This window comes from Pseudomonas sp. H2_A10 (assembly GCF_054680085.1).
This window is the reverse complement of the sequence record NZ_CP162821.1, coordinates 1,590,596-1,616,211: the sequence shown is the minus strand read 5'-3', so window position 1 is coordinate 1,616,211 and position 25,616 is coordinate 1,590,596. Positions and strand designations below refer to the sequence as shown.

Here is a 25,616-nt window from a genome sequence, read left to right as displayed (position 1 = left end):
ACTGGCCCACCGCCATCGGGAGCAAGCCCCCTCCCCCAGGTTTGGATATTCATAAGTACTTGCGATGTGCATCCGGCACAAAGATGCCGAGTTAAAAACAATAACAATGAAAGGTACTTTCCCATGCCTAGCGAACCCACTGGCTCTTCCGTCGACTTTGAAAAAGTCGGCACCGACTACTTCCAACAACGCGAACTTAAAAAAGGCGCCGCCGGCTGGGTGCTGCTGGTCGGCCTCGGCGTCGCCTATGTGATCTCGGGCGACTACGCCGGCTGGAACTTCGGCCTGGCCCAAGGTGGCTGGGGCGGGATGTTCCTCGCAACCTTGCTGATGGCCACCATGTACCTGTGCATGTGTTTTTCCCTGGCCGAACTGTCTTCCATGATCCCCACCGCCGGCGGCGGCTACGGTTTTGCCCGCAGCGCCTTCGGCCCCTGGGGCGGGTTCCTCACCGGCACCGCGATTTTGATCGAATACGCCATCGCCCCGGCCGCCATCGCGGTGTTTATCGGCGCGTACTGCGAATCGCTGTTCGGCATTGGCGGCTGGATGATCTACCTGGCGTTCTACATCATCTTTATCGGCATCCATATCTTCGGCGTCGGTGAAGCCTTGAAGCTGATGTTTGTGATCACCGCCGTCGCCGCGATTGCCTTGGGCGTCTTCCTGGTGGCGATGGTGCCGCACTTCAACGTCGCCAACCTGCTGGACATCCCGGTGACCGAAGCCAAGGGCGCCAGCACCTTCCTGCCCTTCGGCTACGTTGGCGTGTGGGCGGCGATCCCCTATGCCATCTGGTTTTTCCTCGCGGTAGAAGGGGTGCCACTGGCCGCCGAAGAAACCAAGAACCCCAAGCGCGACCTGCCGCGTGGCTTGATCGGCGCCATTGTGGTGCTGACCAGTTTTGCTCTGTTGATCCTAGTGATCGCACCCGGCGGCGCGGGGACTTATGCGCTGATCAAATCCGGTAACCCGCTGGTAGAAGCGCTGGCGTTGTCCTACGGCGGCTCGACCTGGATGGGCAGCTTCGTCAACCTGGTGGGCCTGGCCGGGCTGATTGCGAGCTTTTTCTCGATTATCTATGCCTATTCGCGGCAGATCTTTGCCTTGTCGCGCGCCGGTTACCTCCCACGCAAGTTGTCGCAGACCAATAAAAGCAAGGCCCCGGTGCTGGCGCTGGTGATCCCCGGCATCATCGGTTTCGGCCTGTCGCTGACCGGCCAAGGTGATTTGCTGATCCTGGTGGCGGTGTTTGGCGCGACCATTTCCTACGTGCTGATGATGGCCGCACACATCACCCTGCGCATCCGCCGCCCCAAAATGGAACGTCCTTACCGTACGCCGGGCGGCATCTTTACTTCCGGCGTAGCGCTGGTACTGGCCTGCGTGGCCGTGGTGGCGGGCTTTCTGGTGGACCCACGGGTGGTGATTGGCGCCGCGATCATCTATGGAGTATTAATTGCTTACTTTGCTTTCTACAGCCGGCATCACTTGGTAGCAGGCACGCCCGAAGAGGAATTCGCGGCGATCCAGGCCGCGGAGGCCGCCTTGCACTAACTGCCGTAAACCTCGGCGCGGGCGCCTTGCCCGCGTCGCCAAGGAGACACTGTATGGCAAGCTTTTCCCACGCGGTGGGTACACAAACCTACCGCTTCGACAGCCTCAAGGACGTGATGGCCAAGGCCAGCCCCGCGCGCTCCGGGGATTTTTTGGCCGGCGTGGCCGCGCAAAACGACGGTGAACGGGTGGCGGCGCAAATGGCGCTGGCGAATATCCCGCTCAAGCACTTCCTGCAGGAAGCGCTGATCCCCTATGAAAGCGATGAAGTCACTCGGCTGATCATCGACACCCACGATAAACAGGCGTTTACCCCGGTCAGCCACCTCACCGTCGGCGGGTTGCGCGACTGGCTGCTGAGCGACGCGGCCGATGAGCAATCCCTGCGCGCCTTGGCGCCCGGCCTGACGCCGGAAATGGCCGCCGCCGTCTCCAAGATCATGCGCGTGCAGGACCTGGTGCTGGTCGCGCAGAAGATCCGCGTGGTCACCCAGTTTCGCGGCACCATGGGTTTGCGCGGGCGCCTATCGACCCGCCTGCAGCCCAACCACCCGACGGACGAACCGGCCGGCATCGCCGCGAGCATTCTCGACGGCCTGCTGTATGGCAACGGCGACGCCATGATCGGCATCAACCCGGCCACCGACAGCATCGCCTCGATCTGCGCCATGCTCGAGATGCTTGACGCGATCATCCAGCGCTACGAAATCCCCACCCAGGCCTGCGTGCTGACCCACGTCACCACCTCCATCGAGGCGATCAACCGTGGCGTGCCGCTGGACCTGGTGTTCCAGTCGATTGCCGGCACCGAGGCGGCCAACGCCAGTTTCGGCATCAGCCTGAGCGTGCTGCAGGAAGGCTACGATGCGGGCTTGAGCCTGAACCGCGGCACCCTGGGCCAGAACCTGATGTACTTCGAAACCGGCCAGGGCAGTGCCCTGTCGGCCAACGCGCACTTTGGCGTCGACCAGCAAACCTGCGAAACCCGCGCCTATGCGGTGGCCCGACACTTCAAGCCGTTTTTGGTCAATACCGTGGTCGGGTTTATCGGCCCCGAATACCTGTACAACGGCAAACAGATCATCCGCGCCGGCCTCGAAGACCACTTCTGCGGCAAGTTGCTCGGCGTGCCGATGGGCTGCGACATCTGCTACACCAACCATGCCGAAGCCGACCAGGACGACATGGACACCCTGCTGACCCTGCTCGGCGTGGCCGGCATCAACTTCATCATGGGCATCCCCGGCTCCGACGACATCATGCTCAACTACCAGACCACGTCGTTCCACGACGCCTTATACGCCCGCCAAACCCTGGGTTTAAAACCGGCGCCGGAGTTCGAACAGTGGCTGGCGAAAATGGGCATCTTCACGCAAGCCGACGGTAAAGTACGCTTCGGCAACAGCCTGCCACCGGCGTTTCGCCACGCCTTGGCGCAATTGGGATGAAGGAGCCGACCGTGCACCCAGAATTGCCTGACAACCCGTGGTTGGAACTGCGCCGCCTGACCCCGGCGCGTATCGCCCTGGGCCGTACCGGTACCAGCATCCCAACCAGCGCCCAGTTGGACTTCCAGTTCGCCCACGCCCAGGCGCGCGATGCCGTGCATTTGCCCTTCGACCCTGCAGGCCTGAGCAGCCAGTTGGCCGAGCGCGGCCGCGACAGCCTGTTGCTGCACAGCGCCGCCGCCGACCGGCACAGCTACCTGCAACGCCCAGATTTGGGCCGGCGCTTGAGCGATGAATCGGCGCAAACCCTGCGTGACCATGCGGCGGCCAACCCTGGCGGCGTGGACTTGGCGGTGGTGGTGGCCGATGGCTTGTCTGCGCTGGCGGTGCATAAACACACGTTGCCGTTTCTGACACGCATGGAGGAACAGACCCACGCCGAAGGCTGGTCCTTATCACCCGTCATACTGGTGGAACAAGGCCGCGTGGCCGTGGCCGATGAGATCGGGCACTTGCTCGGCGCAAAGATGGTGGTGATCCTGATCGGCGAGCGGCCAGGGCTCAGTTCGCCGGACAGCCTGGGACTGTATTTCACCTACAACCCCAAGGTCGGCCTCACCGATGCCTACCGCAATTGCATCTCCAACGTACGCCTGGAAGGCTTGAGTTACGGCATGGCGGCCCATCGTTTGCTGTACTTGATGCGCGAGGCATGTCGCCGACAGTTATCAGGGGTCAATCTCAAGGACGAGGCGCAGGTGCAAACGATCGAGTCCGACGATCCGGACCTGATGAAGGGTAATTTCCTGCTCAGCCCACCCGCAGACTGATCCCGGCACGATTGCGCTTTTTGGCGTCTTTAGGCAGCATCGAGTCACGGCCGCGCGCGTGGTCATACCCCTTTGGAAGTCGAGGCCTGGCATGCGGATTACTCAAGCGACCCTGGAACACCTGGACCTGCTGACCCCCCTGTTCGTCAAATACCGTGAATTTTACGGGGCCTTGCCCTTCCCGGACTCGTCGCGGGCCTTTCTGGAAAAGCGCCTGCGCCGCAAGGAGTCGGTGATTTACCTGGCCCTGGCCGATGATGACGACAAAAAACTGCTGGGCTTTTGCCAGCTGTACCCAAGCTTTTCGTCGCTGTCGCTCAAGCGGGTGTGGATCCTCAACGATATCTATGTAGCCGAGGACGCACGCCGGCAACTGGTGGCGGACAACCTGATGCGCACAGCGAAAAAAATGGCCAAGGAGACCCACGCGGTGCGGCTGCGGGTGTCTACCAGCAGTGACAATGAAGTGGCGCAGAAGACCTATGAGTCGATCGGTTTTCGCGAAGACACGGAGTTCAAGAACTACACCCTGCCGATCAGCGAGGATTAAGTTCGACAGACCAAACACCGCATATCCCCGTGGGAGAGGGCTTGCTCCCAATTGCGCTGGGCCAGTCAGACTATTTATAACTGACCCACCGTAATCGGGAGCAAGCCCCTCCCACAGTTGAGTCTCCAGCGGTTCCCACGCCGTGCACCACGACACTCTTCGCTACAAAACCCACACGCTTTTCACAGTTCAATCCGTATAATGCGGACCTTTCAGGGTTGTAAGAAAATACGGCATACCGGTGTAGCCTTATTACCCGAGCTTCCGCACAGGCCTGCAGAGCCGGGCCGTTCACACAGGTGTCATCCATGGATTTCAACCCGCTCGACCTTATCCTGCATCTCGACGTTTACCTCGACCTGCTGGTAACCAATTACGGTCCGTGGATCTACGCCATCCTGTTTCTGGTCATCTTTTGCGAAACCGGCCTGGTGGTCATGCCCTTCCTGCCGGGTGATTCCTTGCTGTTTATCGCCGGCGCCGTCGCTGCAGGTGGTGGCATGGACCCGGTGTTGCTGGCCGGTCTGTTGATGTTGGCGGCGATCCTCGGTGACAGCACCAACTACGTGATCGGGCGAACCATCGGCGAGCGCCTGTTCAACAACCCGAATTCGAAAATCTTCCGCCGCGACTACCTGCAAAAAACCCACGACTTCTACGACAAGCACGGCGGTAAAACCGTGACCCTGGCGCGTTTCCTGCCGATCCTGCGCACCTTTGCGCCATTCGTTGCCGGCATTGCGAAGATGCCCTACCCGCGGTTCTTCGGTTTCAGCGTGCTGGGCACCATCCTCTGGGTCGGCGGCCTGGTGACCCTGGGCTACTTCTTCGGCAACGTGCCGTTTATCAAGAAAAACCTGTCGCTGCTGGTGGTGTTCATCATCCTGCTGTCGCTGGTGCCGATGATCATCAGCGTATTGCGCAGCCGCTTTGGCCGTACCTCCTCCGAAGCCAAGCAGCAGTAACCGGCCATGTGGTCCTTCAGCGCTTGGCGTCGCCGGCGACTGCTGGCCAAGAACCCGATTGCCGATGACACCTGGCAACGGGTGCGCCACCACCTGACCTTCCTCGACGGCATCAGCGCCGAGCAGGACCAGTGGCTGCGCGAAGCCTGCGTAGTATTTCTCGCCGAAAAACACCTCACCGCACTGCTCGGCGTCAAGCTGCACCAGGAGCAACGCCTGCTGCTCGCCGCCCAGGCGCAACTGCCGCTGATGCACCTTGGCGATCTCGATTGGTACCAGGGCTTCCACGAAATCGTGCTGTACCCCGACGACTTCCTGAGCCCCCAGCGCCATCGCGATGCCAGCGGCGTGGAACACGAGTGGGACGGCGAACACAGCGGCGAAGCCTGGCAACAAGGCCCGGTGATCCTCGCCTGGCCCGGCGTGCTCGCCAGCGGCCAGTGGGAAGGCTACAACCTGGTGATTCACGAACTGGCGCACAAGCTCGACATGCTCAACGGCGACGCCAATGGCTTGCCGCCGCTGCACAGCGACATGCGCGTGCAGGAGTGGGCCAGCGTGATGCAAAGCGCGTTTGATGATCTCAATCGCCAGTTGGACGCCGACCCGGATGCCGAAACCGACATAGACCCGTATGCGGCGCAAGACCCGGCGGAGTTCTTTGCCGTGACCAGTGAATATTTTTTCAGTGCCCCGGATTTACTGGTCAACCGTTATCCACAGGTGTACGCCCAGCTCAGCCGCTTTTATCGCCAGGATCCCCTGGCCCGCCTGAACCATTTGCAGGCGCACGACCCACGTTATCAGCCACAAGACGAATGACCGTACGACGTCTGGCGCATGGCATCGGCGTCAGAATATGCCTATAATCGCCGCCACTTTTAGGCCAATCCGGCCATGTCATATGGCCAACTACGGGGGCAACGCCCAATGAGCTACAGCAAGATTCCGGCTGGCAAAGACCTGCCGAACGACATCTACGTCGCCATCGAGATTCCGGCCAACCACGCGCCGATCAAATACGAAATCGACAAAGACAGCGACTGCCTGTTCGTTGACCGTTTCATGGCCACCCCGATGTTCTATCCGGCCAACTACGGTTTCATCCCTAACACCCTGGCTGACGACGGTGACCCCCTCGACGTGCTCGTGGTGACCCCTTACCCGGTTACCCCAGGCTCGGTTATCCGCGCACGCCCAGTCGGCATCCTGAACATGACCGACGACGGCGGCGGCGATGCCAAAGTGATCGCAGTCCCGCACGACAAGCTCTCCCAGCTGTACGTGGACGTGAAGGAATACACCGATCTGCCGCCATTGCTGCTGGAACAGATCAAGCACTTCTTTGAAAACTACAAAGACCTCGAAAAAGGCAAATGGGTGAAGATCGACGGTTGGGGCAACGCAGACGCCGCCCGCGCCGAGATCATGAAGTCGGTCGCTGCCTATAAAGGCTGATACCTGCTCCTCTTGCCCAGGCAAGTTAAAAAGCCCCGACTGCTCGGGGCTTTTTTATGAAAAAAATTAAACTCCCAGTTAAACGCGTAACACATAACGTTGACCTAAGTTGCACAACTGAAAGATCAAGCCACAACTAAGTAAAAACCTACACGCGCAATTCAACGCATGGTTTATTTGAATGGTTTTTTCGGCCAGTAAACTCTGCGTTTATGAATACATCAGGTGATCGATTAAAAGCGCTGTTACGGGAAGTGCATCTTTCCGCCTCCGACTTCGCCAAGAACCGCGGCGTCACGCCTCAACACGTGAACAACTGGTTCAAACGCGGCGTGCCCATGGGCCGACTCAACGAGTTCGCAGAACTGCTCTGCGTCTCCAGCCGTTGGCTGCGCACCGGCGAAGGCCCCAAACACCCACCGGCCAACTTCCTCCTGGAAGGCCCGGAAACACGTAAAGGACTGCCCACCACCCGCGAAGGAAGCGGAAAGTACCTCACAGGCCCTGCCTGCCCTCCAGAAAAACTCGACGTGGAGATCCCCCTCCACCAAACCTTCACCTCAACCGAACGCATCCGCGTCGCCCTGCACACCCTCGACGCGCTCAACGTAAACCCCGACCGCGCGCTAGGCGCCTACATGGTCGACAACAGCATGATCGACATCATCCAACAAGGCGCCACCCTCGCCATCGACAAAGGCCGCACCCAAATCATCGACGGTGAAATCTACGCCGTCGAACACGACGGCATGCTGCGCATCAAATACCTCTACAACCGGCCGGGAGGTGGCCTTCGCATGCGTAGCCACAACGCCGGCGAACACCCGGACGAATACCTCACCTACGAGGAACGCTTCGAACAGAACTTCACTATCGTCGGCTGGGTATTCTGGTGGTCCACCCTCAACAACCGCCGTCCACCCGTGCCGCTGGATGAGCATCTTTTGGGCTGGGAAGGCTCTAAGTCGGATCCGGAGGTGGGCATTTGAAATGAATGTGGGTATCATGCGCCGCACATTTGGCAGGGGGTGGCAAACGCTTATCCACCCTGCTCGGCGAAGCGGAGGAGTTCCCGCGGATGCCCCTACTATTCAGCCCGACGCAACGTGGGCTGAGCGATTTGAAGGCTGGTGAGGCTTGTCAAAAACAAGCTGAGGCAGTCCCCGAGAAGCCGGCCACAAGCCGGCTTTTTAATGTCTTTTTGAAAGCCACTCTCGTACTCCCCTTACCTGCCCAGTCAGGAATATCGCAATTTGCGAATGCGTGTTCACCCGCCAACAGATGCCCACTCTGCGGGCTATCACCACTTATACGTAACCGAACCAATCAAGCTACGCTCATCGCCATACCGGCACGTGGTATTGCAATACAGATACTTCCTATCAAACAGGTTCTGCGCTTTAGCCTGCAGCTGCCAATGGCTGTCCAGATCATAACTAACCAGCGCATCTACCAGCGTGTAAGCCGGAATTTTCCCGTCATAAACACTCGGTGTCGTCCGCGTAGTTCCTATGTAGCGGGCGCCAGCACCCACGCGCAAGCGCTCAAGACCAAGGCTCGCCAAGCGGTAGCTGGCCCACAGGCTCGCGGTGTTGTAGGGCACGCCCTCGATGCGCTTACCTACGTTACTCGCGGTCTTGTCTTCCAGTACGTGGGTATCGGTGTAGGCGTAGCCGGCACTGAGTTGAAGGTTCTCGGTGAGGTTGCCCTTGGCTTCGAGCTCCAGGCCTTTAGAGCGGGTCTTGCCATATTGCACGTAGGTGTTGGTGAGGCTGTCGAGGCTCAGTGAGTTGTCCTGGTCGAGCTGGTAGACGGCGGCGCTGAGCAGGGTATCGGTGCCGGGAGGCTGGTAGCGCAGACCGATTTCGTATTGTTCGCCTTCCAGCGGGGCAAACGCGTTGCCGAAGGCCGGGTTGCTGACGCTGGCCGGCTGGAATGATTGGCTGTAGCTGATATAGGGCGCCAGGCCGTTGTCCGCGAGGTAGACCAGGCCTACACGGCCGGTGGCTTTTTTGTCGTTGCGGGTGGCGCGAGCCTCAGTGGCGAAGGTAGTGGTGACGCTCTCAGCCCAGTCCTGGCGGCCGCCGAGCAGCAGTACCCATTTGTCGTCAAAGGTGATCTGGTCTTGCAGGTAGATGCCGGCCTGGCTGCTGTGCAGGTCACTGCCGGTATCGGCGGCGGTGTTGGCACCGACACCGGTGTATTGCGGGTTGGCCAGGTTCAGCGGCGGTGCCAGTTGGGCCACGGTCGAGCTGATAAAACGGTGCGAATCGTAAGTCTTGTGGTAGTAGTCGACGCCCAGCACCAGGTCGTGCTGCCAGCGCCCGCTGTCGAACGTGAAGTTGAGGTTATTGTCGCTGGTCCAGCCAGTGGAACGCTCTTCGCGGGCGCTGTAGCGGCGCAGCAGTCGGCTGCCACTGACCGACACAGGAATCAGGTAGTCCCAATTGGTATTGGCCTGGAAGTAACGAAGACTGTGGTTGACGGCGAGGTTGTCGTTGAAGCGGTGCTCGAAGAGGTAGCCGAGTGTGTCCATACGGTTGGTGAAGTGGTCGTAGCCGGGTTCACCCACGAACTGGTTGCGGCCGATCTTATAGCCGGCGGTGTTGCTGTAACTGCTGAGTGCATAGCTCATCGGCGGCGAGAAACCGGTATAGGTGTCCTGGTGGCTGGCGAGGACGGTCAGTGAGGTATCGTCGTCGGGTTTCCAGGTCACGGCCGGGGCAATGTAACGACGGTCATCATCGACGTGGTCAACCTGGGTACCGCTGTCGCGCCAAAGGCCGGTCAGGCGGTAACTGAACTCACCCTGGTCATCCAGCGGGCCGCCGAGGTCGATGGTGTACTGGCGGCGGTCGTAATTGCCTAGTTCCAGGCCGATTTCGTGCAGCGGCGTATCGGTAGGACGCTTGCTCACGGTATTGATCATGCCGCCCGGCGAGAGCTGGCCGTACAACACGGACGAGGCGCCCTTAAGTACCTCGACGCGCTCCAGACCATAGGCTTCGACGCTGCCATCGTAAGGGTTCGATTGCAGTTTCATACCATCGCGCAGGATACCCCCGGTACCGGCGCCGACGTTGAAGCCGCGTAGGGTGTAGTCGTCGGCGGTGCGGCTGAAACTGGCGGGCTGGCTGCTGAACCCGGGGGTGTACTTGAGCGCGTCGGAGAGGTTGTCGCTTTTGCGCGTGTTGAGCTCTTCGCGAGTCACTACCGACACGGATTGTGGGACTTTTACCAGTTCCGTGCGGGTTTTTGTGCCGACCGAGGAACGTTGAGCCACATAGCCGGCGTCAGCGGTTTCCCCGCTCTGACGGATTGCATTAATGGTGGTGGCATCCAGGGTCAGGCCGTCACCAGTTCGTTGCACGCTCAAGGCACCGCTTGCGGTGACCAGCACACTCAGGTCGGTGCCCACCAGGCTCTGGCGTACCGCTTCACGCGCGCTCAGGAGGCCGCGCACCCCAGGCGCCTGACGACCTGCCACATCAGCCGGAATAAACAGCACCTGCTGGCCACTCACCTGGCCAATCCCTATCAGAGTCGCGCCCACGGCGCCGGCGGGCAGGTTGAAGTCATAGACGGTTTCGGCCGCTTGCAGGGTAAAGCTGGCCAGGCAGCCGGCAAACACCGGCAAAAGGAGGTTGGGATGCATGAGCGGGCTCGCAGAAGTACGGAAACGAGTGCGCGGAATACGCGCGTCTAACAGGTATGTGACGCAAGCCCGGGATATTTTCAGGGGTGTGGGAAAAAAAACTCAAACACGCTCGATTCGCGTCCATACGCCCAGCCAGTTATCGATGCGCAACGGCAGCACATCCCTAAGCGCGGCCAGCGCGCCACGCGTGTCATCCAGGGCGAACACCCCGGAAATCCGCAACACCGCCGCCGCTGGCGAAACATGCAGCAGCCCTTGGTGGTAAGGCGCCAGGTGCTCAACCACCTGGCCCAGAGACTGGTCATGCACTTCGAGCATCCCTCTGGTCCAACTGCGCTCGTCAACATAACGCGACGGGAGGTCCCGCCAGCGGTGGCCATCGAACGCCAGGCCCTCGCCGGCGGCGAGGTGTTGGCTGTCATGGGGCGTGCGCAACTGCAAGGAACCTTCCAGTGCCCACACTTGTGGCTGGCCGGCCTGCATCGCCAGCAGGCACTGCCCACTGTCGAGCCAGACCTCGCCCCACGGGCACGCCAGCACAAACGGCCGCGCCGGATCACTTCGCACCTGGGCCTGGGCCGCGCCGCGTAACAGCTGGACGTGACGCTGCAGAGGGTTGAAATTCAGGTCGACGGAACTCTGGGCGTTGAGTTGCAAGGTCGAACCGTCTTCGAGGGTGAAACTACGGCGTTGGGCCGTTGACGTGCGCAGGTCGGCGCGAAAACGTGCGTGTAACGGCCCACCCGGCATGGTCAACAACTGCCCACCGACAGCCATCGCGCCCAGACCGAGGGCGCCACGCAGCAAACGTCGACGACTGTGCCCGGCATCGCACAGCGCATGGACGGCGGCCTGCTGCTGCACCAACGGTGCCACCGTACGGCTCAACTGCCGCTGCAAGGTCTGCCAGGCATGCAGATGACCAGGGTCGGCTTCGAGCCACAGCATCAATTGCTGTTGCTCCTGCTCAGTGAACACGCCCGAAGCACGCCGTGCATACCACTCGATCGCCTGTGCCGCCGCTGCGGACACTGTCGTCACGGAACGGCTCGATAACATGCAGTCAGTCCCTGCACCACGTACTGATGCACCCGCGTCACCGACACTCCCAGCTCATCGGCGATGCGCGCGTAAGTCAGGCCATCAATCTGGCTATATAGAAACGCCGCGCGGGCCTTGGACGACAAGCCATCGAGCAACTGATCGACCGCCATCAACGCCTCCATCACCACCCAGTGTTCCTCGGGCGAAGGCACGGTCGGCTCGGGCAAAGAGGTAAGGGCGTCGAGATAGGCTCGTTCGATATCATTGCGTCGCCAGCGAGCGAACATCAGCCGCTTGCCAATGAGGCTCAACAACGCCCGAGGCTCGCGAATGGCATGGGGATCCGGCAGCGCCACAACCTGGGCAAAGGTTTCGGCGGCCATATCGGCAGCATCTTCACGACAGTGCAGGCGCAGGCGCAGACGTTCGAGCAGCCAGCTGTGGTGCTCGCCGAACAAGCGGTGGAGCGCCTGCTGGCGGGGATCTTGGTTTGCCGAGCGAGTAGGAAACACAGCGGGAGGCGTCCGTGCTAATGAAAACTATTCTCAATAGTGGCGTGATTGGAGCCTGATTGCAAGAGTGGGCCGGGCTTGGCGGTGCAGGAGCGACTGGTCATCGATGCCAATGCCTGTACAACAGCTCATTCACCTCGCCCACGCCAACACCATCAGCTTACGCACATTGTCGCTTTTAAGTTGACAGTAAGACACCTACCAGCCGATTTATCCCCCCTCGCTCACCCATTAATCTATGCCCATGTTGAACGCAACGCCCAACCAACCTAAACAAAAAAGGATTCAACCATGAGCGCTCCAACCTATAACCGCTTGAACAAAGACGACGCCGTAGTTCTGTTGGTCGACCACCAGACCGGCCTGATCTCCCTGGTGCAGGACTTCTCGCCCAACGAGTTCAAGAACAACGTGCTGGCCCTGGCCGACCTGGCCAAGTTTTTCAACCTGCCGACGATCCTCACCACCAGCTTCGAACAAGGCCCCAATGGCCCGCTGGTACCAGAGCTGAAAGAGATGTTCCCGGACGCGCCCTACATCGCTCGCCCTGGCCAGATCAACGCGTGGGACAACGAAGACTTCGTCAAGGCGATCAAAGCCACCGGCCGCAAACAGATCATCATTGCCGGCGTGGTTACCGATGTGTGTGTAGCGTTCCCGACCTTGTCGGCGCTGGCGGAAGGGTTTGAGGTGTTTGTGGTGACGGATGCTTCCGGCACGTTCAACACCACCGTGCAGCAAGCCGCGTGGAGCCGCATGACGCAAGCCGGTGCGCAGTTGATGAACTGGTTCTCGGTGGCGTGTGAGCTGCATCGCGACTGGCGCAACGATATCGAAGGCTTGGGCAACCTGTTGTCCCAGCGCATTCCCAACTATCGCAACTTGATGAATGGGTATGCGGCGCTGACAGCTCATCAGAAGTAAGTCAGCCGAGATCCGCGATAAGCCTGCCCTGAAAAGCAGGCTTTTGCGCATCTATGCAAGGGCTTGCATAGATCTGAACGCAGACCGAACAACGCTCCCCCCTCCCACCTTGGAAAGCCCTGTTTCCTATGTGCAATGTCGCTATTTTAAGTAGCCCTTGCCCACCAGTTGACGCCGACTTTTACATCCTGCTCGTCAGCCTATTCTGACTTTTCCAACCGTTCATCCAGCCGCTTTTTGCTGCGGCAGACTCCGACGCCTTGCCCTCTGCCGAGACGTCACGGATGACACACGCCTCCCACATTGCCTCTATCGAACATGAGCTGGATGGCTTTCATCAGAGCCTGATGATTTATCGCCAGCAGATGGGCGCCTGGTATTCGCGGGCGCTGGATTCGGTGAGCCACGCGGCAGATATACCGTCCTTGTTGGGGATGGATCGGGTGGTGCGGGTCGGGGACTCGCAGCGTTCGGTAAGTATTTCCGATGCGGATTTTTCCACCGTGGCCCGCTGCCGTGCGGGCGGCGAGCTGAAGATCGAGAGCAAATTCGAGTCGCTGTATGACGTGCCGATTGGCGGGATTGCGGTCGAGGTGGTCGGGCTGGATGACGGCAGCTCCACGCCAGTCATGCTGGATGAGCACGGCAAGGGCTCTCACCACTGCGCTGCCGGCGGGCGCTATCAAGTGCGGGTGCAGGGCGGCGTGTCGGCAGAACAGGTCGATGCACTGTTTGCCTCCTATGCCGGGCTGACAGCGGACCTGGAGCAGTGGCTTCGCGAGCAGTGGCGAACCTTCAAGCCCTATTGGGAACAGTCCACCGCGAGTGCGATTGGCAGCGGCGTGCTGGCGGGCAGTTGGGCCGCGATCATGGACGTGTGGGACAGCGTCAAGCGGGTGCAGGCGGTTCTTGAAGACCCGCTTAAATACGTCGAAGAGCTCGGTGATCAGGCCGCCAAATTGGCGCAAATCGCCACCGACGCGCCCAAGGTCATGGAACAGGCGATGTTGCTCGCCAGTGACGAGGCGGCGCTGTTTCTGCTGGTGCGCACGGCGATGATCTGGTTGGACGCATTGCCGCCCAGTGAGATTGCGCAAGTGGCCGCTGGGTTTGTGGTGTCGCTGCTGATTGACCTTGTGATTGGCGCGGTGCTGACCATCGCATTGCCAGCGGCGGCTGTGGCGTATCTGAGCCTGCGGCTGGCCAGGTACGGCGCGCAGATTGTGAAGGAGGCCGTTGGTTTTGTTCAGAGCGTGCTGGCGATTCTTGCGAAGTTCATGCAAGCGGTGGGTCGCTACAAAGCGGTGGCGGTGCGCGGGGTCGTCGGTGGGGTGAAGCAAGGCACGCTGCAGATGCGCTGGCGGGCGCGGCAGAACGCGGTGCTGAAGCAAAAAGAGCATGTCGACGATGCGCCTGTTTCGGGGAAAACCCCGAACGGAGATGCGGCGGCTTCGGCGGACAAGACCGTCACCAATGGCTGCCCGGTGTCGATGGTCACTGGGGAGGAATTGCTCACCCTCACCGATGGTGTTTTAGACGGGATATTGCCGTTTGAGTGGACCCGTTTGTACCGCACCAGCGCGGTGGAAGTGGATGTTGGGCTGGGGTTTGGCTGGAGTCATTCGCTGGCGCAGCGGCTTTCTGTTTCGGGCGATTCGGTGGTGTGGACCGACCATGAAAACCGCACTGTTTCGTTTCCACTGCCGACTGTTGCGCGACCGGCGATCACCAACAGCCTGGCTGAAGCGGCGATTTATTTGGGATCTTCGCCGGATGAGTTAGTGCTGGCCCAGGCCTCGCGGTTTTATCACTTTCGTGACGGGGTGCTGGTCTCGATCAGCGATGCGTATGACAACCGCCTGCGGATTTCGCGGGATGTGGTGGGGCGTATTGCACGGCTGGATAACGGCGTCGGGCGCTCGTTGTGTTTGCGCTATGAACTGGGCCGCATGGTGGCGGTGGATTACCAGGTTCAGCGGGCCAAGGGGTACGAGCCTTACGAATGGATCACGGAACAGAGCGTTGTTTCCTACGCCTATGACGACGCCGGACGACTGGTTTCGGCGACCAACGCCGTCGGCGAAAGCGAGGTTTATCGGTACGACGAGCAGCACGTCATTCTGGAGCGTGGACTGGCCGGTGGGGCGAGCTTCTTTTGGGAGTGGGAACGCTCCGGCAAGGCGGCACGCTGTGTCCGGCACTGGGCCAGTTTTTCGCAGATGGACACGCGGTATGCCTGGGGTGAGGACGGCCGCGTGGTCGTGCAGAACGCCGATGGCAGTCAGGAAGTGTACGTCCACGATGACCGCGCACGGCTGGTGCAGCGCATTGATCCGGACGGCGCTCAGCACTTCAAATCCTACGATGACAAGGGTCGACTGACGGTCGAGCAGGATCCGCTCGGGGCGGTGACGGCGTATCAGTACGACGATGCCGGACGCTTGGTGGCGGTGTTTCCGGGGGATGACGCGCCGACGTCCTACGAGCATGACAACGGCTTCGTACGGGTGGTGCGGCGTGGTGAGGCGGTTTGGAAGTACGAGCGTAACGATCAGGGCGACGTAACGCGTAGGACCGATCCCGATGGTGAGGTGACGGACTACAGCTACAACAAATATGGGCAACTGACGGGGGTTTGGTATCCCGACCACAGTTGTCACCGCCTGGTGTGGAATGAACGCGGTCAGCTCATTGAAGAACAACGGCCCAATGGCGGCGCCAAGCGCTATCGCTACGATGATCTGGGCCGCCAGATTGCCCGCGAGGATGAACAAGGCGCGCTGACCCAATACCAATGGGACAGCGTCGGCCGATTGATTCGCATCGTGTTGCCAGGCGGTGCCACGCGAGAATACAGCTACAACCCCTACGGAAAAATCACCGCCGAACGCGACGAACTCGGCCACGTCACCCGCTACGAATACGCCGACGGCCTACACCTGATCAGCCGCCGCCTCAACGCCGATGGCAGCCAGGTCAACTACCGCTACGACAACGCTCGGCTGTTGCTCACCGAAATCGAAAACGAAGTCGGCGAAACCTACCGGCTCAACTACCACCCCAACGGCCTGATCCAGCAGGAAATCGGCTTTGACGGCCAGCGCACCGCCTACGTCTACGACCTTAACGGCAACCTTCAGGAAAAAACCGAACACGGCGACGACGGCCGTCAGCTAGTTACCGTTTACGAGCGCGACCACGCCGGCCGACTCGTACGAAAAACCTTACCCGACGGCAGCACGGTCGATTACGCCTACGACCGCCAAGGCAACCTCCTCAGCGTCGACGACGGCCACTGGGCGCTGGCGTACGAGTACGACGCCCAAAATCGCCTCACCGGTGAGCATCAGGGTTGGGGCACCTTGCGCTATGGCTATGACGCGTGCGGCCAGCTGCAACACCTGCGCCTGCCAGACAACAACCGACTGGTGTTCAACCACGCCAAAGGTGGTCATTTGGCGACAGTTGAGTTGAATGGCGAAACGCTGACCTCGCACCTCTTCAAATCCGGCCAGGAGCACCAACGCCAACAAGGCCAACTCCTCAGCCACTACCACTACGACGACCAACACCGCCTGCACGCCCACACCGTCACCCAACAGGAAAACCACCTCTACCAACGCCACTACGATTACGACAAATCCGGCAACCTCACCCGCCTGAACGACACCCGCAAGGGCGAACACCGCTACCGCTACGACCCACTAGCCCGCCTCACCCGCGCCGACCATTCGCAAGACCTGCAAGAACGCTTCGGCCACACCCCTGCCGGCAATCTACTGATGCACGACCGCCCCGGCCCGGACATTGTGGCGGGCAATCGGTTGATGATTCAGGGCGACCGGCATTACGACTATGACGCCTTCGGCAACCTGATCCGTGAACGGCGCGGCAAGGGCCATCAACTCGTTACCGAGTACCGCTACGACTGCCAGCATCGCTTGATCGGCCTCACCCAGCCCAACGGCCAAACCGCGAGTTACCGCTACGACCCGTTTGGGCGACGCATCAGCAAAACCGTCGATGGCATAACGACCGAGTTTTTCTGGCAAGGCGACAAACTCATCGCCGAACACCATGCGGATCGCCATCGCAGTTTTATCTATGAACCGGACAGCTTTCGGCCGCTGGCGCTGCTGGAAGGCTTCGGCCCACAAGACACCAAGCCCTACCACTACCAACTCGACCACCTCGGCACGCCGCAGGAACTCACAGCTCCTGATGGCGAAATTGTCTGGTCCGCCCACTACCGCGCCTACGGCCAAATCAGCCGCCTCGACATAGGAAAAATCGACAACCCGCTGCGTTTCCAAGGCCAATACTTCGATCCGGAAAGCGGACTGCACTACAACCGCCATCGCTACTACAATCCGGATATTGGTCGTTACCTGACGCCAGACCCGGTGAAGCTGGCGGGTGGGATCAACGCCTACCAGTACGCGCCCAATCCTACGGGGTGGGTGGATCCGTTGGGATTAACTTGCGTCTCCGGGAGGTGCCCTGGACAAAGAGACGAAGCGTTAGCGAAAAAACATGGCCCCACCTCCCCGGAGACTAGTGGCGCTATCCGCTCATCAACATATGAACAGGCCGCAAATAAAGCACTAGATTGGCTGCTTGAAAATAACTTCCGCGCAGAAAAGCCAACTCCAGGAAGATTCGGTCCACGCAAAGGGGAGCCAGTGGGAATGCAGACAGCCGACGGTAAGACTGGTTACCGGGTTGAGCATGACAATAAGAATGGCGCCCATATAAATGTTTGGTCTGCGAAGAAAAAAGGACCACACTACCTTTTTGACGCCAGCCCAAAAACCGTATTCAAATTGACTAAAAGGTTCGCGAAAAAATGAGTTACTTTGATGACGAGCTAATTAAAGAGCTTAAGGCCCACAACATCCCCTTTAATATTCTATCTGTGAATAACCACAATTCTATCGTTAGAGAAATCAATGAGCGCATACCTTTCTCAGGAAGCAAAATCGCTTGGAGCAAATTAAAAAAGAGCATTAGCTTTGAGGATGAACTTCCGCACGCAGCGAATTCGCAACTCGCCAAGGAAATAAAAAATGTAGCAACCGACGAAATAGTTATTTTAGGCGATTCGGTTTGTGATGAGGCTTACATCATACATTCCGAAGACTTAGAAGAAGCACTCAGATTTTTTTCAGAAATACCACAGCACACCTATATAACATCTAAGTCATTGGAATGGATTGCATGCATCTCATTCGAAGGACAATTGAACTTCGCTAATCTTGTCTCAGAATAAAAATTCGGGCCCTTGTTAAATCACTCCCATGGCTTGAGCCACAAAGATGGTCGCAGATCTGAACAACCATGAAACATGAAAAAGTTAGAATACTGCAGCACACCAAAACAAAAAAAACAATAGCTAGACGCTTTCCAAAGCTCGTGTCAAGGCACGCCATGAGCATGACAATTCCTGCCAGCAAACCCATCCGCTTCCTGAGAGACCGCCGCAGCACGCGTTATCAGGTCGATACAGCGGACCGCTGACACCCCACTCATTTGCCCCCATCCCCCATGTCTGCTAGTGTCGCGCCGGTTTACCGTCTACCGGAATAGCCGCCATGGCCCGCAAAAAAGTTGCACTCGATTTCGAACAATCCCTCGCCGATCTGCAAACCCTGGTCGAGCGTCTGGAGAACGGCGAGTTGTCGCTGGAGGACTCGCTGACAGCGTTTGAGCAAGGCATCGGCCTGACCCGTGACTGCCAGAGCGCGTTGGCGCAGGCCGAGCAAAAGGTGCAGGTGTTGCTCGAGCGTGACGGCGAGTTGGCCGAGGAACCTTTCGATGCGGAACAGCCGGAATGATCGACGCGTACCAGGCCAGTAGCCAAGCCCGGGTGAATGCGGCGCTGGAGCCCTTGTTTGTTGCGCCAAGCCCGGAAATGAAGCGTTTATACGAGGCCATGCGCTACAGCGTGATGAATGGCGGCAAGCGTGTACGCCCGTTGCTGGCGTATGCGGCCTGCGAAGCACTGGGCGCGCCCGCCGAGCAGGCCAATGGTGCGGCGTGTGCGGTGGAGTTGATCCACGCCTATTCCCTGGTGCACGACGATCTGCCGGCGATGGACGATGACGATCTGCGTCGCGGCCAGCCGACCACCCACAAAGCCTTTGACGAAGCCTATGCGATTCTGGCCGGCGATGGCCTGCAAAGCCTGGCGTTCAGTGCCTTGCTGGACCCGCGCCTGAGCAGTGTCAACGCCGAGATCCGTCTGCGCATGGTCACCGACCTGGCCCTGGCCGCCGGTCCGGCCGGCATGGTCGGGGGGCAGGCGATCGACATGGGCTCGGTCAGCCTCAAGTTGGATCAAACCGCCCTCGAACACATGCACCGCCACAAGACCGGCGCGCTGATCGAGGCCGCCGTGCAGTTGGGCGCCCTGGCCAGTGGTCGTGCCGACGCGGCCCAATTGGCGGCGTTGCAGACCTATTCCCGAGCCATCGGCCTGGCGTTCCAGGTGCAGGACGACATTCTCGACGTAGAAAGTGACACCGCAACCCTGGGCAAACGCCAGGGTGCCGATATCGCACGGGATAAACCGACGTATCCGGCACTGCTCGGCCTGCAAGCCGCCAAGGCCTATGCCCTGGAACTGCGCGATCAGGCCCTGGACGCCCTGCGACCATTCGACGCGGCAGCCGAGCCATTGCGTGACCTGGCGCGGTATATCGTCGAACGCCGCCACTGATAAAGGCCGCATATCGGCCAACTTCGGTGCTCTGCGTGGGCAGTTTGCGATGCTTGAGGTAAACTGCCGCCTCTTCTTATACCTATAACGATTCGCCTGATGCCCACGACGTTTCAAGAGATTCCCCGCAAGCGCCCGTCCACGCCCCTGCTCGACCGTGCTGCCATGCCGGACGGCCTGCGTCGACTGGGTGAAGCCGAGCTGGAAACCCTGGCCGATGAACTGCGCCTGGAATTGCTCTACACGGTCGGCCAGACCGGTGGGCATTTCGGCGCGGGCCTGGGCGTCATCGAGCTGACGATCGCCTTGCATTACGTGTTCGACACCCCGGACGACCGGCTGGTGTGGGACGTGGGCCACCAGGCGTATCCGCATAAAATCCTCACCGGCCGCCGCGAGCGCATGGGCACTCTGCGCCAGAAGGACGGCGTCGCCGCCTTCCCACGTCGCTCCGAGAGCGAATACGACACCTTCGGCGTCGGCCACTCCAGCACCTCGATCAGCGCAGCACTGGGCATGGCGATTGCCGCCCGTCTGCAAAACAGCGATCGCAAGGCGATTGCAGTGATCGGTGATGGCGCGCTGACCGCCGGCATGGCGTTTGAAGCGCTGAACCATGCGCCGGAAGTGGACGCCAACATGTTGGTGATCCTCAACGACAACGACATGTCGATTTCGCGCAACGTCGGTGGCTTGTCCAATTACCTGGCAAAAATTCTCTCCAGCCGTACCTACGCCAGCATGCGCGAAGGCAGCAAGAAAGTGCTGTCGCGCCTGCCCGGTGCGTGGGAAATTGCCCGGCGCACCGAAGAATATGCCAAGGGCATGCTGGTACCCGGCACGCTGTTCGAGGAGCTGGGCTGGAACTACATCGGCCCGATCGACGGTCATGACCTGCCCACCCTGATCGCCACGCTGCGCAATATGCGCGACCTCAAGGGCCCACAGTTCCTGCACATCGTTACCAAGAAGGGCAAAGGCTTCGCCCCGGCGGAAGTCGACCCAATTGGTTACCACGCCATCACCAAGCTCGAACCACTGGACGCCCCCGCCGCCGCGCCGAAAAAGCCCAGCGGGCCAAAGTATTCCGGTGTGTTCGGCGAATGGCTGTGTGACATGGCCGCCGCCGACCCGCGCCTGGTAGGCATCACCCCGGCGATGAAGGAAGGCTCCGACCTGGTGGCGTTCAGCGAGCGTTTCCCGCTGCGCTACTTCGACGTGGCCATTGCCGAGCAGCACGCGGTCACCTTCGCCGCCGGCATGGCCTGTGAGGGCGCCAAGCCGGTGGTGGCGATCTACTCCACGTTCTTGCAGCGCGGCTATGACCAGTTGGTACATGACGTCGCGGTGCAGAACCTCGATGTGCTGTTCGCCATCGACCGCGCCGGTTTAGTCGGCGAAGACGGCCCGACCCACGCCGGCAGCTTCGATTTGTCTTATCTGCGCTGCATCCCCGGCATGCTGGTGATGACGCCGAGCGACGAAAACGAACTGCGCAAGATGCTCAGCACCGGTCACCTGTACAACGGCCCGGCCGCCGTGCGCTACCCGCGCGGCAACGGCCCGAATGCCGTAATCGAAAAAGACCTGGAGCCAATCGAGATCGGCAAAGGCATCGTGCGGCGCCAAGGCAGCAAGGTCGCGTTCCTGGTGTTCGGCGTGCAATTGGCCGAAGCGCTGAAAGTCGCCGAGAAGATCGACGCAACCGTGGTCGACATGCGCTTCGTCAAACCGCTGGATGAAGCCCTGGTTCGTGAGATTGCCGGCAGCCATGAATTGCTGGTGACCGTCGAAGAAAACGCCATCATGGGCGGTGCCGGTGCGGCGGTCAGTGAGTTTTTGGCGCGGGAAAACATCCTCAAGTCGGTGCTGCACCTGGGCTTGCCGGATGTGTATGTCGAACATGCCAAACCGGCGCAGATGCTGGCGGAATGTGGGCTGGATGAAGCAGGGATCGAGGCTTCGGTGCGCGAGCGCATGGCGATGCTGGCCTGTAGAAACCGGGACCTGAAAGGTGGGAGGGGCTTGCCCCTCCCACCCTTGGTTTTGTGTCAATTTTAAAAGCCACGTACAACCCATGAACCGCCTGCGCCTCGCCCTGCCCCTGCTGCTTCTCCCCGCACCCGACCTGCTCGCCGACACCCGCGACGCCGCCCTCAAACTCCCCGATGTGGTCATCAGCGCCAACCGCCAGGTCCAGGCGCGCAATGACAGCAGTGCGGCCAACACCGTCTTCACCCGCGACGACATCGACCGCCTGCAACCCACCAGCCTCGCCGACCTGCTCAGCCGCGTTCCCGGCGTACAAGTGGCACCCACCGGCGGGCGCGGCAGCCTGCCGGGGATTTACCTGCGCGGCACCAAATCCGCCCAAAGCCTGGTGCTGGTGGACGGCCAACGCATCGCCAACGCCACGTCCGGCGACAGCGGCCTGCAATACCTGAATGTCGACCAAATTGAGCGTGTGGAAGTGCTGCGCGGCTCACGTTCGGTGATCTACGGCAGCGATGCAATCGGCGGGGTGATCCAGCTGTTCACCCGGCGCAACGCCGAACAAGGTCTGCAACCGCGCCTGAAACTGGGTGTTGGCAGCCGCCAGACCTGGGAGCGCAGCCTGGGGCTGTCGGGCGGCGACGCACGCACGCGGTTCAACCTCGGGGCGAGCCTGGATGACACCGCCGGTATCAACTCAACCCACCGATCCTTCCCCAGCGACGGCGACCATGATGCCTATCGCAACCAGTCGATCAGCCTGAACCTCAGTCATTCGTTCAGCGATGAATTGGAGGCGGGATTCAACCTGCTGGATAACCGTGGCAAGTCGGAGTATGACAACAGCTTCGGTCGCTATGACGCCGCCAGCGGGCAGACGTTGGGGCAAAAGCCCTACACCGATTACGCCGTGAGCAGCGCCAGCGGCTATCTGGACGCCACGCTCAGTGAGCGCTGGCAGTCGCGCCTGGAACTGGGCCACAGCGAAAACCGCGACACCAAGCGCGATACGCTCAGTGATGAATTCAGCGTATTCAACACCTACCGCGACTCGGTCAACTGGCAAAACGATGTGACGCTGGACGAGCAAAACCGCCTGATCCTTGGAGGCGACTGGTACGAAGACCGCTTCCACGGCTCTACCACCTTCAGCGAAAACAGCCGCTGGAACCGCGCCGCATTTGTGCAGCACCGCTTCCGCAGCGAGTGGTTCTCCACCGAACTGGGCCTGCGCCGCGACCAGAACCAACAGTTCGGTGGCCAGAACAGCTGGAGCGGCACCCTGACCGTGCCGGTCAACCCCGACAATGACCTGCTGCTGACCTACAGCGAAGGCTTTCGCGCGCCGACCTTCAACGACCTGTATTACCCAGACACGAAGTACAGCAACCCCAACCTGCTGCCCGAAACCTCAAAAAGCTACGAGCTGCAATGGCGCAGTCAACTGACGGATAGCACGCAGCTGGAAGCCTCGCTGTACCGCACCGATTTGAGCGATGCGATTATCCTCGACAGCTCCGGCAAGCCGCAGAACGTGGCGTCGGCGCGCATCAATGGCTTTGAAGCGGCGCTCAAGCAGACGTTATTCGGCTGGCAGGGCAACCTCGGGCTTTCGATCATCGACCCGCGTGACCGCGACAGCGGCCATACCCTGGCCCGCCGCGCACGGCGCACGTTGAGCCTGGACCTGGACCGGCAATTCGACAGATTCGGGGTGGGCGCCAACTGGCAGGCGATCAGCCGCAGCTATGACGACGAAGACAACCGCAACCGTCTGGGCGGCTATGCGCTGCTCGGTCTGCGCAGCAGTTGGGCGATCAATCATGATGTCAGTGTGTCGTTGAAAGTCGACAACCTGCTGGACCGCCGCTATGCGCGGGCCCGCTACAGCTATGACGCAGCGGACTTTTCCAACAACCACGACTACCGCGAAGAGGGCCGCACCTGGCTGTTGGGGCTCACGTGGACGCCCCACCTGTAGCGACTCGACTCAATAGACCTGGCGCATAGGTTCGTTGTCGCTCAGGTAACCCGCTTTGATTGCCTCGGCACAGGTGATGAAGCCTTAGGCGCGCCTGTCGGTGAAGCCGACGTTCAGGTCTTAATAACCCGTCGGAAAATGCCCAGGCTCAGGCTAGCGCTGTGGCGCAATCAATTGGCACAGCTTCGCCACTGCGTCGACCATCTGCGCACTGGGCCGCTCCAGGCCTTTGTCCGTCACAAGCCGCACCCGCCCCGCCATCGCCGGCCAGACCTTCCAGGCATCCGCCTGAGCCTGGTCACCGACCAGAATCACCTCGGGATCGCGCTGCAACACCGACTCAATGCTCACCTGCGGCGCAGGCAGCTTCAGGTCATCAAACACATTGCGCGCACCGCATACCGTCAAGGCATCGCTGATGATCTGCCCGCCGCCCACGGTATAGAGCGGCTGGTTCCAGACTTGGTAAAACACCCGCACCGGCTCGGCCCGCTGATAACGCTGGCGCAGCTCGGCCAGACGCTGGCGCAGTTGAGCGGCCAATTGGCGGCCGGCATCGGCACGGCCCAGTTGCCGGGCAATCGCTTCGACCTGGGTGGTCAGTTGTTCAAGGCTATGGGGTTCGGCCACGTAGACGGGGATATTCAGGCGTTGCAACTGCTCACGCTGGGCCGGGCCGAGGCTGCCGGGCCACAGCAGGATCAAGTCGGGCTTGAGGCTGAGCAGGCGCTCGATGTTCAACTGGCCGTATCGGCCCACCGACGGCACCTGCGTCAACGCGGCCGGCCGCTCACCGCCATCGAGCACGCCCACCAGCAGGTCGGCGGCCCCCAGTTCAAGCACAATTTCCGACAGCGACGGCGCCAAGCTCACCACCCGCTCCGCGGCCGAGGCCTGGGCACTCGTTGCCAGCAGCAGAACCGCCAGCCAGTGGCGCATCATCCCAACTGACGCGGAATGCGATAGAGGTAAAACAGCACCAGCGTCGACAGCGCCAGCAAAAACAGCGGTACCGCCTCCAGGCCGACAAACACCGCCAACGCGCCGACCCAGGCCGGGAGCGCCGCCACCAGCAACGCCATGCGACGACGCGCCGCCAAGGTGATCCAGGCCGCCGGTTCTTCAGGGGTATCGAGGGCTTTGGAGGTCGCGATCAACGCGTGTTTATAGCCGTTAAAGAAGCGCAGGCTGAGAAACATCGAAGCCATGCCGGCGATAAAGAACGGCATGGCCAGCACCGGCAGCAGGGCTTCGGCGCGGCCGAACACCAGGTTGATCACGAACAATGGCAGCAGCGCGAGGGCCAGGTATTGCCACCAGTTGAAGGACAGTCGTCGCTTTACCTGGCCACGGGTCACGCGCGATCGACCTCGCCTTGGTGCTCATTGCCCATCATGTGGTCGAGCTTGCTGGCTTTAGTGGCCAGGTAGAGCTTGTTGTGCGGGTTGTGCCCGGTGTGCAGCGGCACGCGCTCGGCCACGGTGATGCCCATTTCGGTCAAGGCTTTGACCTTGCGCGGGTTGTTGGTCATCAGGCGCAGGGATTTCACGCCCAGATGTTCCAGCATCGGCAGGCAGATCGCGTAGTCACGCTGGTCGGCGGCGAAGCCCAGGCGCTCGTTGGCCTCAACGGTATCGGCGCCGCCGTCTTGCAGTTCGTAGGCGCGAATCTTGTTCAACAGGCCAATGCCACGACCTTCCTGACGCAAATACAGCAGCACGCCACGGCCTTCATGGGCGATGGCGCGCATGGCGGCTTCCAGTTGCGAGCCGCAGTCACAGCGCTGGCTGAACAACGCATCGCCGGTCAGGCACTCGGAGTGCACTCGCCCCAGCACCGGCGCGCCATCGGCGATATCGCCCAGGCTGAGCACAACGTGCTCGCGGCCAGTGGCTTCTTCGAGAAAGCCATTCATGGTGAACGTGGCAAAAGGGGTAGGCAGCTTGGAAGCAGCGACGAAAACGACGGGCACCGTGTGC

20 protein-coding genes and 1 pseudogene are annotated in these 25,616 nt (G+C 60.6%); 15 read left to right on the top strand and 6 right to left on the bottom strand.

Features of this window, described 5'->3' with window-relative positions; all coding sequences use genetic code 11:
- Positions 1-123 precede the first annotated feature (123 nt).
- The 8 genes from eat to AB4O23_RS07435 all read left to right on the top strand — a co-directional run bounded on the left by eat (position 124) and on the right by AB4O23_RS07435 (position 7,797).
- Positions 124-1,557 (top strand): ethanolamine permease, encoded by a 1,434-nt coding sequence (eat, locus tag AB4O23_RS07470; protein WP_017528961.1) that lies wholly within the window; start codon positions 124-126, stop codon positions 1,555-1,557.
- 53 nt (positions 1,558-1,610) lie between these two features.
- Complete coding sequence (locus tag AB4O23_RS07465; RefSeq protein ID WP_017528962.1) at positions 1,611-3,005, top strand: ethanolamine ammonia-lyase subunit EutB; 1,395 nt, start codon at positions 1,611-1,613, stop codon at positions 3,003-3,005.
- Positions 3,002-3,835 carry an ethanolamine ammonia-lyase subunit EutC gene (gene eutC / locus AB4O23_RS07460; protein WP_065876726.1) on the top strand — a complete coding sequence of 278 codons (834 nt, stop codon included), beginning with the start codon at positions 3,002-3,004 and terminating at the stop codon, positions 3,833-3,835. Before AB4O23_RS07465 ends, eutC begins: the two co-directional genes overlap by 4 nt.
- Before the next feature lie 91 nt (positions 3,836-3,926).
- Positions 3,927-4,385 (top strand): GNAT family N-acetyltransferase, encoded by a 459-nt coding sequence (locus AB4O23_RS07455; protein ID WP_017528964.1) that lies wholly within the window; start codon positions 3,927-3,929, stop codon positions 4,383-4,385.
- 308 nt (positions 4,386-4,693) lie between these two features.
- Entirely contained in the window at positions 4,694-5,350 is a 657-nt protein-coding gene (locus tag AB4O23_RS07450) for a DedA family protein (RefSeq protein ID WP_017528965.1), read from the top strand.
- 6 nt (positions 5,351-5,356) lie between these two features.
- Positions 5,357-6,172 carry a M90 family metallopeptidase gene (locus AB4O23_RS07445; RefSeq protein WP_065876725.1) on the top strand — a complete coding sequence of 272 codons (816 nt, stop codon included), beginning with the start codon at positions 5,357-5,359 and terminating at the stop codon, positions 6,170-6,172.
- Between the two features lie 108 nt (positions 6,173-6,280).
- Complete coding sequence (gene ppa / locus AB4O23_RS07440) at positions 6,281-6,808, top strand: inorganic diphosphatase (RefSeq protein WP_003176323.1); 528 nt, start codon at positions 6,281-6,283, stop codon at positions 6,806-6,808.
- Positions 6,809-7,020: 212 nt separating this feature from the next.
- On the top strand, positions 7,021-7,797 hold the full coding sequence (locus AB4O23_RS07435) for a LexA family transcriptional regulator (RefSeq protein WP_065876724.1): 777 nt from the start codon (positions 7,021-7,023) through the stop codon (positions 7,795-7,797).
- Positions 7,798-8,108: 311 nt separating this feature from the next.
- Here AB4O23_RS07435 and AB4O23_RS07430 read toward each other — a convergent pair whose 3' ends face one another.
- The 3 genes from AB4O23_RS07430 to AB4O23_RS07420 all read right to left on the bottom strand — a co-directional run bounded on the left by AB4O23_RS07430 (position 8,109) and on the right by AB4O23_RS07420 (position 11,968).
- Positions 8,109-10,463 (bottom strand): TonB-dependent siderophore receptor, encoded by a 2,355-nt coding sequence (locus tag AB4O23_RS07430; RefSeq protein ID WP_065876723.1) that lies wholly within the window; start codon positions 10,461-10,463, stop codon positions 8,109-8,111.
- 102 nt (positions 10,464-10,565) lie between these two features.
- Positions 10,566-11,507 (bottom strand): FecR domain-containing protein, encoded by a 942-nt coding sequence (locus AB4O23_RS07425; protein ID WP_223496187.1) that lies wholly within the window; start codon positions 11,505-11,507, stop codon positions 10,566-10,568.
- Positions 11,504-11,968, bottom strand: a complete 465-nt coding sequence (locus AB4O23_RS07420; RefSeq protein WP_241665023.1) for a sigma factor-like helix-turn-helix DNA-binding protein — start codon at positions 11,966-11,968, stop codon at positions 11,504-11,506. The genes AB4O23_RS07425 and AB4O23_RS07420 overlap by 4 nt, the downstream gene beginning before the upstream one ends.
- A 345-nt stretch (positions 11,969-12,313) precedes the next feature.
- Between AB4O23_RS07420 and ycaC the strand changes: the two genes are divergently transcribed.
- The 7 genes and pseudogenes from ycaC to AB4O23_RS07385 all read left to right on the top strand — a co-directional run bounded on the left by ycaC (position 12,314) and on the right by AB4O23_RS07385 (position 23,637).
- Positions 12,314-12,946: an isochorismate family cysteine hydrolase YcaC gene (gene ycaC, locus AB4O23_RS07415; protein WP_017528971.1), complete on the top strand. Its 633-nt coding sequence runs from the start codon at positions 12,314-12,316 to the stop codon at positions 12,944-12,946.
- Between the two features lie 284 nt (positions 12,947-13,230).
- Complete coding sequence (locus AB4O23_RS07410; protein ID WP_460062747.1) at positions 13,231-17,796, top strand: RHS repeat-associated core domain-containing protein; 4,566 nt, start codon at positions 13,231-13,233, stop codon at positions 17,794-17,796.
- Positions 17,793-18,215 (top strand): HAD family hydrolase, encoded by a 423-nt coding sequence (locus AB4O23_RS07405; protein WP_065879173.1) that lies wholly within the window; start codon positions 17,793-17,795, stop codon positions 18,213-18,215. Before AB4O23_RS07410 ends, AB4O23_RS07405 begins: the two co-directional genes overlap by 4 nt.
- 322 nt (positions 18,216-18,537) lie before the next feature.
- Positions 18,538-18,780: an exodeoxyribonuclease VII small subunit gene (locus tag AB4O23_RS07400; RefSeq protein ID WP_003176346.1), complete on the top strand. Its 243-nt coding sequence runs from the start codon at positions 18,538-18,540 to the stop codon at positions 18,778-18,780.
- Positions 18,777-19,664, top strand: a complete 888-nt coding sequence (gene ispA, locus AB4O23_RS07395; RefSeq protein ID WP_017525996.1) for a (2E,6E)-farnesyl diphosphate synthase — start codon at positions 18,777-18,779, stop codon at positions 19,662-19,664. The genes AB4O23_RS07400 and ispA overlap by 4 nt, the downstream gene beginning before the upstream one ends.
- Positions 19,665-19,763: 99 nt before the next feature.
- Positions 19,764-21,644 (top strand): annotated as a pseudogene (gene dxs / locus AB4O23_RS07390) (1-deoxy-D-xylulose-5-phosphate synthase); the annotation flags it as partial.
- 97 nt (positions 21,645-21,741) lie between these two features.
- Complete coding sequence (locus tag AB4O23_RS07385; protein ID WP_460062744.1) at positions 21,742-23,637, top strand: TonB-dependent receptor domain-containing protein; 1,896 nt, start codon at positions 21,742-21,744, stop codon at positions 23,635-23,637.
- Between the two features lie 153 nt (positions 23,638-23,790).
- Here the strand turns inward: AB4O23_RS07385 and AB4O23_RS07380 are convergent, their stop codons facing one another.
- From AB4O23_RS07380 to ribA, 3 genes are read right to left on the bottom strand one after another with little or no spacing between them, the layout of a single operon-like run.
- A complete protein-coding gene (locus AB4O23_RS07380) occupies positions 23,791-24,579 on the bottom strand; it encodes a cobalamin-binding protein (protein ID WP_068936641.1) in 789 nt (262 codons plus the stop codon).
- A complete protein-coding gene (locus AB4O23_RS07375) occupies positions 24,576-24,995 on the bottom strand; it encodes a nuclear FMR1 interacting 1 family protein (protein ID WP_065879169.1) in 420 nt (139 codons plus the stop codon). Before AB4O23_RS07375 ends, AB4O23_RS07380 begins: the two co-directional genes overlap by 4 nt.
- A complete protein-coding gene (gene ribA, locus AB4O23_RS07370) occupies positions 24,992-25,609 on the bottom strand; it encodes a GTP cyclohydrolase II (RefSeq protein ID WP_017525991.1) in 618 nt (205 codons plus the stop codon). Before ribA ends, AB4O23_RS07375 begins: the two co-directional genes overlap by 4 nt.
- Between the last annotated feature and the right edge of the window lie 7 nt (positions 25,610-25,616).